13 protein-coding genes are annotated in these 12,677 nt (G+C 58.9%); 6 read left to right on the forward strand and 7 right to left on the reverse strand.

Features of this window, described 5'->3' with window-relative positions; all coding sequences use genetic code 11:
- Nucleotides 1-155: 155 nt before the first annotated feature.
- The 4 genes from NKI64_RS13050 to NKI64_RS13065 all read right to left on the reverse strand — a co-directional run bounded on the left by NKI64_RS13050 (nucleotide 156) and on the right by NKI64_RS13065 (nucleotide 3,176).
- Nucleotides 156-419, reverse strand: a complete 264-nt coding sequence (locus NKI64_RS13050; RefSeq protein WP_023681159.1) for a hypothetical protein — start codon at nucleotides 417-419, stop codon at nucleotides 156-158.
- A 339-nt stretch (nucleotides 420-758) separates the two neighbouring features.
- Entirely contained in the window at nucleotides 759-923 is a 165-nt protein-coding gene (locus NKI64_RS13055) for a hypothetical protein (RefSeq protein ID WP_023668056.1), read from the reverse strand.
- Between the two features lie 246 nt (nucleotides 924-1,169).
- Nucleotides 1,170-2,660 carry an alpha,alpha-trehalose-phosphate synthase (UDP-forming) gene (locus NKI64_RS13060; RefSeq protein ID WP_352668300.1) on the reverse strand — a complete coding sequence of 497 codons (1,491 nt, stop codon included), beginning with the start codon at nucleotides 2,658-2,660 and terminating at the stop codon, nucleotides 1,170-1,172.
- A 291-nt stretch (nucleotides 2,661-2,951) separates the two neighbouring features.
- Nucleotides 2,952-3,176, reverse strand: coding sequence for a hypothetical protein (locus NKI64_RS13065; RefSeq protein ID WP_023668054.1), 225 nt, complete (start codon nucleotides 3,174-3,176; stop codon nucleotides 2,952-2,954).
- Nucleotides 3,177-3,368: 192 nt separating this feature from the next.
- On the opposite strand from NKI64_RS13065, the gene NKI64_RS13070 reads away from it, so the two are divergent.
- Together NKI64_RS13070 and NKI64_RS13075 are read left to right on the forward strand one after the other, a co-directional pair.
- Complete coding sequence (locus NKI64_RS13070) at nucleotides 3,369-3,839, forward strand: GFA family protein (protein ID WP_023691407.1); 471 nt, start codon at nucleotides 3,369-3,371, stop codon at nucleotides 3,837-3,839.
- A 174-nt stretch (nucleotides 3,840-4,013) separates the two neighbouring features.
- On the forward strand, nucleotides 4,014-4,898 hold the full coding sequence (locus NKI64_RS13075; protein WP_352668303.1) for an alpha/beta fold hydrolase: 885 nt from the start codon (nucleotides 4,014-4,016) through the stop codon (nucleotides 4,896-4,898).
- Here NKI64_RS13075 and ligD read toward each other — a convergent pair.
- Nucleotides 4,878-7,520 carry a DNA ligase D gene (gene ligD / locus NKI64_RS13080; RefSeq protein ID WP_352668305.1) on the reverse strand — a complete coding sequence of 881 codons (2,643 nt, stop codon included), beginning with the start codon at nucleotides 7,518-7,520 and terminating at the stop codon, nucleotides 4,878-4,880. The two genes, NKI64_RS13075 and ligD, sit on opposite strands and share 21 nt — an antisense overlap.
- A 165-nt stretch (nucleotides 7,521-7,685) precedes the next feature.
- A complete protein-coding gene (locus NKI64_RS13085; protein ID WP_023687836.1) occupies nucleotides 7,686-7,979 on the reverse strand; it encodes a hypothetical protein in 294 nt (97 codons plus the stop codon).
- Nucleotides 7,980-8,393: 414 nt separating this feature from the next.
- Here NKI64_RS13085 and NKI64_RS13090 point away from each other — a divergent pair, with 414 nt between their 5' ends.
- Together NKI64_RS13090 and NKI64_RS13095 are read left to right on the forward strand one after the other, a co-directional pair.
- Complete coding sequence (locus NKI64_RS13090; RefSeq protein WP_023752157.1) at nucleotides 8,394-9,386, forward strand: YihY/virulence factor BrkB family protein; 993 nt, start codon at nucleotides 8,394-8,396, stop codon at nucleotides 9,384-9,386.
- A 73-nt stretch (nucleotides 9,387-9,459) separates the two neighbouring features.
- Nucleotides 9,460-9,756, forward strand: a complete 297-nt coding sequence (locus tag NKI64_RS13095) for a hypothetical protein (protein WP_023752158.1) — start codon at nucleotides 9,460-9,462, stop codon at nucleotides 9,754-9,756.
- Nucleotides 9,757-9,847: 91 nt separating this feature from the next.
- On the opposite strand, the gene NKI64_RS13100 is transcribed toward NKI64_RS13095, so the two are convergent.
- Nucleotides 9,848-11,248, reverse strand: coding sequence for a phospholipase D family protein (locus NKI64_RS13100; RefSeq protein ID WP_023752159.1), 1,401 nt, complete (start codon nucleotides 11,246-11,248; stop codon nucleotides 9,848-9,850).
- A 422-nt stretch (nucleotides 11,249-11,670) separates the two neighbouring features.
- Between NKI64_RS13100 and NKI64_RS13105 the strand changes: the two genes are divergently transcribed.
- Nucleotides 11,671-12,198, forward strand: coding sequence for a YciE/YciF ferroxidase family protein (locus NKI64_RS13105; protein ID WP_023681150.1), 528 nt, complete (start codon nucleotides 11,671-11,673; stop codon nucleotides 12,196-12,198).
- A gap of 215 nt (nucleotides 12,199-12,413) precedes the next feature.
- The gene (locus NKI64_RS13110) at nucleotides 12,414-12,626 is read left to right on the forward strand and encodes a hypothetical protein (protein WP_245259911.1); all 213 of its coding nucleotides are present in this window, start codon (nucleotides 12,414-12,416) and stop codon (nucleotides 12,624-12,626) included.
- The last annotated feature ends 51 nt before the right edge of the window (nucleotides 12,627-12,677 follow it).

Raw genomic sequence — 12,677 nt, forward strand, 5'->3', positions numbered from 1 at the left:
TGCTGCTGCGGTAATCTTTCTGCGCTTGATGTGGGCGAAACCCCAGTCTCAATAGCTCAGCGGTTCCTGCGCCCAGAAAAAGGCCCTGATCCCATCAGACGCCGATGAGACGACCAGGAAGATCAGGGCCAACTTGGGTCGCAGCCCAAGGTCGATCACTGCTGCCCTGGCATCTCGGTATTTTCTTGCGGGTTCTTTTTAACGCCGGGCGCGGGTGATGTCTCAGCGGGGGCATTACCGCCTTGGTTCTGTTCCGGGGTGCGCTTTACTGGCGATGTCTGCCACGATCCGCCTGAAAGGGGTATGAACACAAAGAAGGCTAGCAGGGCGACGAAGATCACAGCCGCAATGACGACGCCCCACCCGAGTACATTTCGGGTGCCACGCTGTTCTTCCTTCCGGGACACATGCTCCGTCATCACTGGACTCCTTTGTGTCATTCGACGAGGTACAAATTTATCGTGCAGATCGACCGCACGGTCTGCTCTTCCCCGACGCGTGCCGCCGGCACAGCCGAAGAAGCTGAAGCTAATCTTCTCCAGCTTTTCGGCTGCCTGGTTTGGCGGCCCGCTTTGGGGCTTTCGGCACTGCCGGTTTCCGCTCGGGTGCAGGCGGATTGATCGCCTCGTGCGCCAAACGGGCTTTGCGCAATCGCGCCGTTTTCTCTTCCCGCGCCTTGCGCTCGGCTTCCATTACGCCTTGTGCGTAGAGGGTGGCTCGTGCGTCTCTGTCGTTTGCGGATCCACTGGCCGCCATAGTCAGCCCTCCGCCTTGTAATTTCTTGCTTCCTTCTTGGCGCCGTCTTTGCCGTGCTCGGCTGCAAGCTCTTTGGCCTGCCCGGGTGACACGTCGGTGACTTCGGCCAACTTGATTGCCTCTTTTTCAGAGAGATCACTGTCCTTTCGCGTGGGGTTCCTTGTCATCGCAGATCTCCTATCAGAGCCCAAACGACCGGACCGGCGGTGTGTTCCGTGGAACCTTCGATAGGCCACCGATTGAGGCGGGCTATCGCGCTTCCGGCAACGAGCGAAAAGTTTCTGATGCGGACGGACAAGATACATGATCAGCTTCAAGGCCTTTCGAACTGCTAGGCAAGCCGGGTTATGGCCGGGCTATGGCCGCGTGGGAACCCGTGACACACGGACTGATTCAGGCATCGATGCCAGGCGCTAGTTCTCGCCCGCGAGCGTGGCGAGAAATGACCGCCGCCATTCTGCTGCGTCATTGCGCGTGATGCGCTTGAGCAGTGCACTATGCCTTGCAATTCTTTGCCCAAGCGGCATCGCGAGCGCTTTTGCGATCGCGTCGGCAACCTCGTCGACCGCATACGGGTTCACGATCAAGGATTCGGCAAGTTCTTCGGCCGCACCTGCAAAACGCGACAATACCAGCACTCCGGGATCGGCTTCGTCCTGCGCGGCTATGTATTCCTTGGCGACGAGGTTCATTCCGTCACGCAGGGGCGTGACCAATCCGACCTGGCTAGCGCGCAACAGGCCAGCAAGCCGAGAGCGTGATACGGCACGGTGGATGTAGCGGATCGGGGTCCAAGCCAAATCCGCGTATCTTCCGTTGATCGCGCCGGCGGTTGCCTCAAGCTGGGCCCGGATGTCGGCATAGGCGCTGACCTCCTCGCGCGTCGGCGACGCAATCTGCAAATAGGTTGCCGCTCGCTCGTGTTCCGGATGCCTTTCCAAAAGACGAGCGAAAGCCTGCATGCGGCCGGGGAGACCCTTGGAGTAGTCCAGCCGATCGACGCCGATGATTTGCTTGAGGCCCAGAATCTGGCGGCGCATGGAATCGATCTGCACATCCTCCGCCGCCTCATTGGCCATGCGTGCGATTGAATCGACGTCGATGCCGATCGGAAAACATCTCGACAACACCGTGCGGCCGTTCATCTCAGCCGAACCATTGATATCAAAAGTAATGGAGTTGGCCGCCTGCACTGAGCGCCGGAAATTCCCCACGTCCGTTTCGGTCTGGAACCCCACGACGTCATATTGAAGCAGGTCATCGATGAGTTCTTTATGATCGGGCGTGGCTACAAACAGGTCAGGCGGCGGGAACGGTATGTGAAGAAAAAACCCGATCCGATTCCGGACTCCCAGCCGCCGCAACTGGGCGGCCAAGGGGATAAGGTGGTAGTCGTGAACCCACACCAGGTCGTCGTCGCCCGACAGCAGTCCTGCGAGCGCCTTCGCGAACCGCGCATTGATCTGCCGGTAAGCCTGTAGAAACTCTGCCCGGTGGTTCACGAGGTCCAGTCGGTAATGAAAAAGCGGCCACAGCGTGCTGTTGGCATAGCCATTGTAATAGAGCGAATACTCCTCATACGGCAGGGTAAGCGCAGCTGTCTCGATCTTTCCCACGCGTTCCAAGCGGATCAGCGGTTCGTCGCTCGCGGCGTAGTCCTGATACTCGGCGCTTGCTCCTAGCCATAGGCCTCCACGCTCGGCCAACGCATCCCCGATGCCTACAGCAAGTCCGCCGGCTTGCAGATCGCGAATGTTCCCCAGCCTGTTCGAGACGACAACCAGACGACGCGGGATGGCGCGATCGCCCGTTAGCTTAGCCTCCCCACCTAAAGCGTCGCGCTCAAGGGGATCACCAACCGTTTGCGAGGCCTCGTTGAAAATTTCATCCGGTCGCTGCAACAAGAGCAAATCCTGAGCGTGAAGATCGCTTGGGGAACGGTCCGCGCGTGCGATTGTTCCCGACGTAAGTGTCCAGCCGGACTCGCTGGATCACATTCTCGGCCCGCTCGGCGCCTTTTTCAGCGGCTCTCGCAGGATCGTCGTCGGACGCACCGGTGATGAGACCCCGATCCAGCACGCCGAGCAGCCGCTTTGGCGACGGCCGGACTTACCGCTTTGGTATTCATGCTGCCGGATCCCCTGCCCTGTCATATCAACTCCCCACCTTGGCAAAAGCCCCAACTGACCAAACCGTCAGTCCACCTCGATTACCTTGCGCGTCGGCTTTCGTTGGCGGGGCGGCTGCTTTGCGGCTACGGGCGCGGGCGGGGTCTGCGCTATCGATGCCTCCAACAACTGTCGCTGTTCTCTAAGCCGCGCCGTCTTGGCTTCCCTGGCATGCCGCTCCGCTTCCAACAGCAACTTGGCTTCTCGATCCGCCCTCTCGATCTTTTCCCTGTCGATGCGTCGTGTTTTCAAGGTCGCCTCCTTTGGTCAGACGGCGAACAAAGTGCGGACCTGAAAAAATGTTCCCAACAAATTAAGGCCTGATCTGCCTCAAATGATATTGACGAGCAGCCCGCCGGTTGCGCGCATCTGCGGCCCTGTGACGTCCAAAGGAACTGCTTGCCGTCTGCGGCGTTACGCCACCACGCTGGCCGGAAGATTACCATGGACGACAAACCGCGAACGACGATCAGAAAACCGGCCCGGATTGATCGAGGGCATTGCTTTTGCGGAGCCATCACAGCTGAATTCAGTGGCGATCCCTTTTGGATTTGTTTCGACCACGACGATGACTGCCGACGAGCGATCGGCAGCCCACTGACGATCTGGATTGGCTATCGTCCAGATCAGGTCCATTGGCTCGGCCCAAAACCAAAAACATTCTCGAAAACCAGGGGCGTCGTGCGCTCCTTCTGTTCGGAATGTGGCACCTCGATTGGGTACACCGATGAAGGCTTGCCAAACGAGTTCTACATCTCGATCGGATTCATGGACGCGCCCGAGAAGTTCCATCCCCAAGCTCAAGCCTATTGGGAAATGCGGCTGCCGTTTATCAGGATGGATGACGGTTTGCCTCGCGTCGAGGGCTACACCCGGGCGCGCGACCCCACCCAGGGCAATCCCAGAGACCGGTGAGGCAGGAGGCTGGATCCGGGCGTCAGCGCCAGGGCTGGCGGATCCTGAACGGCGGCCGAACCATTGGAATGAGAGAAATGTCCAAACGGACAAATGCCCGAAACCAATTTCACCGGGGTGGGTTGAAGATGGACATGCGGGACTTGTTTTCACAGTCTGACGACAAAGAAGCGGATGTTTGAAGGATTCAAGCTAGAGACCGTGGAACTGCCCGAGTCCTCACTAAGAGTCAGGTATGGAGGTTCAGGCCCGCCGCTTCTTTTGCTGCATGGCCATCCTCGGACGCACGTTACCTGGCACCGGGTAGCCCCACTTCTCGCCGCCGACCACACAGTTGTCTGCCCCGATCTGAGGGGCTTTGGCCAGTCCTCGGTACCGGCGGACGCCGTGGACCATGCTGGATCCTCCAAGCGTGCCAAGGCCAGGGACTGCATTGCTCTCATGGGACATCTCGGCTTTCGCCGGTTTGCCATCGCAGGCCATGACCGCGGCAGCTACACAGCGTTCCGAACAGCCATGGATCACCCGCCGGCGATCAGCCATCTGATCGTCATGGACAGCGTCCCTATCCTGGAAGCCCTCGAACGCTGCGACGCCCGCTTTGCGAAGCTCTGGTGGCATTGGTTCTTTTTCGCACAGCCGGACAAGCCCGAACGCGCAATCATGGCCGATCCTGACGCATGGTATGGCGGCTCAGCCGAGTCCATGGGGGCTGAGGCCTATGTCGACTACAAGGACGCAATCCACGATCCGAATGTTGTTCACGGCATGCTTGAAGACTATCGGGCAGGTCTGGCCATCGACCAATTGCACGATGCCGACGACAGGAAAGCTGGTCGCCGGGTCGCGTGCCCGACCTTGGCGCTCTGGTCCGCCCGCGATGACCTTGAGGCACTCTACGGCAACGTGCTCGATGTTTGGCGACCCTGGACCACCGAACTGAAGGGCCAACCGATCGAAAGCGGACATCATATGGCCGAAGAAGCAGCCGAGGCGGTAGCCGCAGCCGTCATGGCGTTCTTGCGCGAACCGACGTCGTCAGGCGGCGAGCTTTGCTGAACCGATCCGTTTGATGGCGATGCTGATCGACCGTTCGCCATCGTCGTAGTCGGCCCAGGCGACGGTCTTTTTCAGGTGGCCCGGAACCGTGCGAACGGTGTATTTTTTCGGATCGAGATCCGCCTTCACCTGACTCCAGGTCAGCGGCATGGATACAGTCGCGCCTTCCCTGGCGCGAGGGGAGAGAGGGGCGACGGCTGTCGCCATGCGATCATTCCTGAGATAGTCGAGAAAAATCCGGGATGTCCGCAGCTTCTTGGCCATGTTGACGAGGTAGAGATCCGGGCTGTCTGCCGCCATCTGGATGCAGACGGCCTTTGCGAAGGCCTTGGCCTCGGCCCATGTCGTCTTGCTGCGTTCGGCCGCCAATGGCGTCACGACATGCAAGCCTTTGCCCCCCGTGGTTTTGCAGAAGCTCACCAAGCCCAGATCTTCGAGACGATCGCGCATTTCCTTGGCTGCCGCGACCACCTTCGCAAAAGGGACTTCCGGACCGGGGTCAAGGTCGAAGACAAGTCGGCCAGGTATTTCGGGATGACCCGGCTGGCAATTCCAGGGGTGAAGCTCAAGGCCGCCTATCTGGGCGATCGCGGCCAGACCCTCGACGCGGTCGATTTGCAGATACGGTTTGTGATCGCCGAAGACTTTTACCAGTTCCAGCAGATTGGATGTGCCTGGCATTGCGTGGCGCTGGAAAAACTGCTCGCCGGCGTAGCCATCCGGCGCGCGCACGAGTGAACAGGGACGACCTTTGATATGTCTGATCATCCAGGGGCCAACGGTCTCGAAATATTCTGCAAGATCGAGCTTGTCGACGGGCTGACCGTCGCCGGCATTCGGCCAAAGCGGCTTGTCCGGCTTGGAAATGATGACGCCCATGACAACCGGGCTTTTTCCTGTCTTGCCAGTCACCTTGGCAGGGTCGGCAATCGGCGTCTCTTGAGGATCAGCTGGACGCTCGGCCTCGACGTCTTTTGCGGGCTTGTCTTCACGCAGGCCTTTGAAGGCGGCCTGCCGGATATTGCCACCCCCGGTCCAGCCGGCGAACTCGATTTCCGCGACCAATTCCGGCTTCGTCCAGAAGACGGTTGAATTCCTTTTCGGTGCGCCATCGCCGGTAAACGGCGACGTCGCGGCTTTCATCTCCTGCAGCCTGGGCATCAGCTGCTTGACCTTTGCCTCGCTGAATCCGGTCCCCACACGGCCGATATAGGCGAAATGTTCACCGCGATTGACGCCGACGAGCAATGACCGGAATTTGCCGTTGGTCGTCGACCAGCCGCCGATGACCACCTCATGCCCGGCGCGGCATTTCGATTTGGCCCAGGTGTCGGTCCTCCCCGAAACATAGGTTGCATCGGCCCTCTTGGAGACAATCCCCTCAAGCGAAAGGCGACAGGCAGAACGCAGCACCGCGTCGCCGCCATTGCTGAAGTGCTCGACATAGCGGATGAGATTTTGCTCGCCGCGATCGACTTCGCCGAGCATCTCGCTCAGACGTTCCTTCCGTTGTGAGAGAGGCATCTTTCGCAGATCGACGCCATTTGCGAAGAGCAGGTCAAAGGCAAAGTAGATCAGGTCCTTCGTCCGGCGCTCCGACAGCGCTGCCTGCAGTGCGGCAAAATCGGGCGCGCCGTTCTCGCCAAGCGCTACGATCTCGCCGTCGATGATGACGTTGGGAAGACTGGCGGCCTCCTTTGCGATGGCGCCAAATTTCTCCGTCCAGTCAAGACCCTTGCGGGTCCTAAGCGCGATGTCCTTGTCTTCCACGCGCAACTGGACGCGATAACCGTCAAACTTGATTTCGTGAACCCAGTTCGTCCCGGCCGGCGGCCGGGAGAGCGTCGCGCAAAGCTGTGGTGGGATGAAGTCGGGCATCTTCGCCGCTGAGGCACCAGCGGCTCGCTTCGGCCGCGGAGCAGGCTTTGCCGACCTGGCGGCGCGCTTGTCGGCATGGCCGCGCTTGCTGTCCCAAACGGCATCCGCATCGGCCAACGATGAACCTTTCATCATGAACGGCTTCGGACCTGCCCCCTTCCCCGCTGCAATCCTCTCCATGCTCCGACCCGAGGCGACGGATCGATCCTGAGCCAGCACCGCATCGCCATTGCCCTCTGTCGCGTATTTGTCGCGGTGTTTGATCAGCAGCCAGTTGGTCCGCTTCCCGCCATTGCGGTCATGCTTCATGCGCACGAGGACGAAGCTTCCATGCAGGCGCTTGCCCTGCAGCGTGAATTTCAGGTCGCCTTTTTCCAACGCCTTTTCGGGAGACATGGCGCCTTCCGGTTCCCAATATCCGCGATCCCACAACTGCACCGTGCCGCCACCATATTGTCCTTTGGGAATTGTGCCTTCGAAGTCGCCGTACTCCAGCGGGTGGTCCTCAACCTCCACGGCAAGTCGTTTGTCGTGAGGATCCAGTGATGGACCTTTGGTCACAGCCCATGATTTGAAGACCCCGCCAAGCTCGAGGCGAAGATCATAGTGCAGCCGCGTGGCCGCGTGTTTTTGGATGACAAACCGAAGTCGATTCGAACCCGCAATCGAGCTTTCGCCGCTGGGCTCTTTCGTCTTCGCGAAGTCCCTTTTGGCCCGGTAGGTTGAAAGCTCGCCCGTTTTCATGGAAGTGCCCCGACTAATGACGCAACGCCGGACTCAACGCAGTGGGTGAGATTTGGTTCGGTTCATGGCCGAGACGGCGCCGATGCTGCTTTTCCGCTTCAGAGTGGCATCGCCGTCAAATGTAGGCCTTCACGGAGATTACACGTCATGTCGTCACCGCTGACGTTAAGGTTCCTTGGTTTGCCCAACCATTTTTGCAAGCTCTGAAAATGGTGGGATGTCCAGTTCGCCTTGCGCGTTGTTTGCGATCTGCAGAAGCCTGATCGGGAAGCAGATCGCGTCACGGTTGGCCGGTGACATGTCTTCGTAGGTCCGCTCGTCACCTGTCATGGACGCCTCTGCCTTTCGCAGGGCGGTATCGATCTCGTCAATTGACAGCAGACCTTTGTGAACGAGCAGGTTGTTGATTGACGCGACCGCCATCATCAACCCTTCAAGCTGAAGATTGGCAACGTTCATGGCTTAACCGTGTTTCCGCTGCCCGGCCTCGCCGGGGCGTTCTGGCCATCGGATTGGTGCGTCTTGTCATCCACCTCATTGACTGGCCGCGTCAGACCGACCCCACTCTTGGGTTTCTTGTTGCCGGCCGCATCCTGAGAGAACGCATCCGAAGGATCAGGACCTGTTCTAGCCGGGTACTTCGTTGCGCCGGTCTCGCGACGGTTTTCATTATCAGGCATTTTTGATCACTCCAATCGGATGACCGATAACCATTACGAGCCCGGCGAGTTCCGGCGCCGCATGGAACATTTCTGGCCGTTCGTGCAGAGACAAGCGGGCGTGTCTCTGCAATCGCGCCTCGCGCACTGGCGGCAGGTCTCGCTTTCGTTGCCGACAGCACTAGGTTGCTCGTTGAGGTAAAAGGAATTCCCCATGCGGGTGGCACGCGAAGCCTGGGTTCTTGGCAAGGAGAGCATCCTCGGATTCATCAACGACAATGCCCTCAGCCACGGTGCGGCGATGGCGTTCTATGCCGTTACGTCCCTGGCCCCGATCTTGTTGATCGTTGTTGCGATTGCTGGACTTGTCTTTGGGCATGAAGCAGCTCAACTCGCTCTGTCGGCCGAAATCGCAGGCGTGATGGGATCGCAAACCGGCGACCTTCTGCGCAGCACCATCGAAAGCGCTTCTCACAGAACCGCCGGCACTCTTGCCACCTTGGTGGGCATCGTCACCCTCTTCGTGACAGCCTCCGGGGTGTTTGGCGAAATGCAGCTTTCGCTCAACACAATCTGGAAGATTGACCCACCACCCATGTCTGTGTCGCGATTGGTGCGGGCGCGGGCGGCCAGCCTGGGCCTGGTTGCGGCGTTGGGATTTCTACTGCTTGTGTCGTTGGCGGCAAGCGCCGCCATTTCCGCGCTTGGCGCTGTCATCAACGCCCATCTGCCGTTCGGCACGATCATTCTCGCGTCGATAAACGGCGTTGTATCCTTCGTGCTGATTTCCGCTCTGTTTGCCGCGATCTTCAAGATCCTGCCGGACCGGTCGCTCGCTTGGCGCGATGTCGCAATTGGCGCGGCAGTGACCGCTTTGCTCTTCACCATCGGCAAGTCGCTGATTGGCTGGTATATCGGAACCAGCGCGATCGCATCCTCCTATGGCGCGGCGGGTGCACTGCTGGTCGTGCTGCTTTGGGTTTACTATTCGTCTGAGATCTTCCTGCTCGGCGCCGAGTTCACGCGGGCCTATTCCGTCCGTCTCGGCAGTCGGTCCGACCTTCAACCGATAGTGGAGGCAGAGAGCCCGTCGCGACAGACATCGAACCCTGGGCCAACTATCCAACGCGAGGTGCAAGCCTGGATTGTGATCACGGGTTTGCTGACCTTCGTGGCGACACGGGTCTGGCCATCGCGGCGATCTTAGCTGCTTCCCACCAATTCTGTTTCTTTGGAACGCAACCCGGACACCGGAATTGCATAGGAACAGGAGGTTGCCCATGCCAAAATTTCGCTTTGAGACGACAGTATCCGGCCAGACTACTGCTTTCCAGGAAGAGCTAGCGAGTGCGGAGATGGCCAGTCCAAGAGCAATAGAGATGGCGCGCGTAGCGGTGGCGGCGGAACCTGGGTCAGGAACCAAGCAATCGGGATCGACTATCAAGGTCTACGATGAAGCCGGATATCTGGTCGCCACAGTCAATTTTTCCGACGTGTTGCCGAGTGATCCGGACGCCGGACAGCATGGGACTGGCGACGCGGTTGTCGAAGAACCGGGTGTGATGCGGTCTGGCTGACCCGTGGTAGATCAGGGTTTCACGTTTCGCTCACGCGATCCCCGGCAGGGCAATTTGCTGAGATCGCGAGGTCCTCGGCCATCGTCGGATGCTAGAGCTGAGATTCGATCGGGAGGTGACGGACGAAGACCGCCAGGATACGGCGAAAAAATCCGGCTTCTGGTTCATGCGTATAGTCCTGAATCTTGCCTTCGCCGCATCCATGCCAATGCAGGACATTGTGTTTCAGTTCGAGCCGATAGCTTGTTTCCGGAGATATTTCCGATTGGAATCGATGCCGCAACTCGGCGACCAATTTCGGATCCTCAAACAGCACGCCCATTTCCGAGTTCAAGGACACTGACCGTGGATCGAAATTGAAGGAACCGACGAAGCCGATATTGTCGTCGACGGTGAAAGCTTTCGTATGCAGACTGGCGCCCTTCGAGCCAAACACCGAGATTGCCGAGCGCCGGTTGAACGGCTGAAGCTCGAAAATATTGACGCCATTCCTCAGCAGCCGCTTGCGATAATTTGCGTAAGCGCCATGGACTGCGGCGACGTCCGTGGCGGCCAGGGAATTGGTCAGAACCGAAACGTCAACACCGGCGCCGACAAGGTCCAGCAAGATCGCTGTGCCCCTTTTGCCGGGGATGAAATAGGGCGACACAATTTCCAGACACCCGCGCGTGGATTGGATGATCGGACGCAGCTCTTTCATAAGCCAGCTGCGACGTCTCCAACCACGAACCTTCTCCGGCGGATCGGAAATGACCCGCACGCCATCCACCCAATGAACGTCGTTGCTGGCCGCAATAAACTCCGTGATCGAGCCCCGGTTGCCGATGCCGTTCAAGAATTTGGGATCGGGGCCGGTATCGCTTCCTTCAAGCCATTTGGCATGCTCATGCTCAGCCACTGATCCCAAGGTTTTGATTGGCTTGGCTTCATTGCAAGCCCAGAAGGCATCGAATATCGCCGCGGTTTGCCGTACCGCAGGCCCCAGGAGCAGCAGATCGAGGTCCCGGAAATTGGTTTCTGCCGCATCGAAATAGGCATCGCCAACATTCCGACCGCCGACAATGGCAAATTTGTCGTCAACGATCCAAGCCTTGTTGTGCATCCGTCGTGTCAATGCAAAGAGCCGCAACAGCACTTCCACACCACGCATGATCCGGCCGCGCCTGATACCGCTCGGATTGAACAACTTCAATTCGATGTTTGGATGGTTGTTCAGCGCCAGATATGCCGCATCATTTTTACGCGGATTGACGTCGTCAAGGAGCATGCGCACCCGAACACCGCGCTCAGCAGCTCGAAAAACCTCGCGAAGCAGCAAGCGGCCGGTGTGGTCATCATGCCAAAGGTAATACATCAGGTCGAGGCTGCGCTCAGCGCTCCTTGCCGCCAGCACGCGCACGGCGAAAGCGTCATAATTGTCCGAGACAAGCAGCAAGCCGCTCTTGCCGGCCTTGATGTTGTGGTCTGCGGTTCGCGAAACCGATACGTCCATGAAAATTGCCACCTTTGGACGGCGCTCGCGCCATCCCGCTCAAATCATAGCTAGAACCATTCTGAGGTATTCTGGTTGCATACGCAGCGTCCAATCACCCAATTCCTGGATGCAAGCGGGGCCCAGCAATCAAGCGGCTGCAGAGCGGTCAGGAGGCTTGAGAGGCGTTGCCCCGACTGCTCTGCTGCCGCCGCGGAACTTGCTTCTCCTGTAGTCCCAGCCCCTCACACCGTGAACTGTTGGCGAGAGCCCGATGGCGTGCGCCCCGCCGCGGCTCTTCGACGAGAATGACGTGGTCGTTGTTCTCACTGAAGCGCACGACCCTTTAAATTTAGATATCTCCATTATGCCGGAACCGGGTTCGGGTTTCCGAGTTAAGAAAATGCTCGCGACGGGCAATTTTCAACAGAGGAGACGGCACAATGCCCACTGCCAAGAAAGCCAATGGCAACAACAAGGACCTGGAGGACCTTTTCCTCGATGGCCTCAAAGACATCTACTATGCCGAGAAGAAAATTCTGAAAGCCTTGCCGAAGATGGCCAAAGGCGCATCCGAAGAGCAAGTTTCGGCAGCATTCGAGAAGCACCTCGCTGAAACCGAGGGGCAGGTCGAACGTCTGGAGGAGGTCTTCGAGATTCTCGGCGCTGCCGCGCGCGGCAAAACCTGCCCGGCGATCGACGGCATCCTGGAGGAAGGATCTGAAATCCTTCAGGAGTACAAGGGTTCGACTTCGCTCGATGCAGGGCTCGTCGGTGCCGCGCAAGCCGTGGAGCACTACGAGATCGCCAGGTATGGAACCCTGATCGCCTGGGCTACGACGCTCGGCAAGGACGACGTGGTTGCGCTCCTCAATGCGACACTTGAAGAGGAGAAGGCCACCGACGAGGCGTTGACTGCCCTCGGTGAAGCCGGCGTCAACGAACGAGCGGCAGAACGGAAAGCGGCTTGATTGATCGCCTACCCAACCGCCTCGGCGACCCATGTGCCGAGGCGGTCCCGGGAGATGAAGGACATGATCACGCATATCTACAAAGGACTGGAATGTTTCCTGCTTGAGTGTTCGGCCGCGCTGGTCAGGCGCCGCGCGCTTGGCGGTTCGCGCAGCGGTCCTCGGCAGCTGCGAGAACAGCGCAGAGATGAGTTCAGGGCCCGCAAAGCCGCCGAATGAGCGCCAAGATGGAGAGTCGGATGGGCTTCTTTGGAAAATATTTCTCAGGACTGTTGAGCAAGAAATCGACTGACGGCAAGGGGAGCGGCGATATGCGGAAAGCTACCGGCGCGGGTCCGGCAATTGCCGCGCATTCCAAAGATGCAAAGACATCCGCTGCTTCCGGTCAAAGCACCAATGCTTCGAGCAAAAATGCAGATGGACGATGACAAAAGGCAAGATTTGGCTACCGACTCTAGGTCGCATCGAAGCGGCGCAAA

This window comes from Mesorhizobium sp. M0478 (assembly GCF_040321305.1).
Taxonomy (GTDB): domain Bacteria; phylum Pseudomonadota; class Alphaproteobacteria; order Rhizobiales; family Rhizobiaceae; genus Mesorhizobium.

Excerpts from the sequence above, each read along its gene's own strand:
- NKI64_RS13050 (WP_023681159.1), bottom strand. The coding sequence starts at position 419 with ATGACGGAGCATGTGTCCCGGAAGGAAGAACAGCGTGGCACCCGAAAT.
- NKI64_RS13055 (WP_023668056.1), bottom strand. The coding sequence starts at position 923 with ATGACAAGGAACCCCACGCGAAAGGACAGTGATCTCTCTGAAAAAGAG.
- NKI64_RS13070 (WP_023691407.1), top strand. The coding sequence starts at position 3,369 with ATGGACGACAAACCGCGAACGACGATCAGAAAACCGGCCCGGATTGAT.
- NKI64_RS13075 (WP_352668303.1), top strand. The coding sequence starts at position 4,014 with ATGTTTGAAGGATTCAAGCTAGAGACCGTGGAACTGCCCGAGTCCTCA.
- ligD (WP_352668305.1), bottom strand. The coding sequence starts at position 7,520 with ATGAAAACGGGCGAGCTTTCAACCTACCGGGCCAAAAGGGACTTCGCG.
- NKI64_RS13085 (WP_023687836.1), bottom strand. The coding sequence starts at position 7,979 with ATGAACGTTGCCAATCTTCAGCTTGAAGGGTTGATGATGGCGGTCGCG.
- NKI64_RS13090 (WP_023752157.1), top strand. The coding sequence starts at position 8,394 with ATGCGGGTGGCACGCGAAGCCTGGGTTCTTGGCAAGGAGAGCATCCTC.
- NKI64_RS13095 (WP_023752158.1), top strand. The coding sequence starts at position 9,460 with ATGCCAAAATTTCGCTTTGAGACGACAGTATCCGGCCAGACTACTGCT.
- NKI64_RS13100 (WP_023752159.1), bottom strand. The coding sequence starts at position 11,248 with ATGGACGTATCGGTTTCGCGAACCGCAGACCACAACATCAAGGCCGGC.
- NKI64_RS13105 (WP_023681150.1), top strand. The coding sequence starts at position 11,671 with ATGCCCACTGCCAAGAAAGCCAATGGCAACAACAAGGACCTGGAGGAC.
- NKI64_RS13110 (WP_245259911.1), top strand. The coding sequence starts at position 12,414 with ATGAGCGCCAAGATGGAGAGTCGGATGGGCTTCTTTGGAAAATATTTC.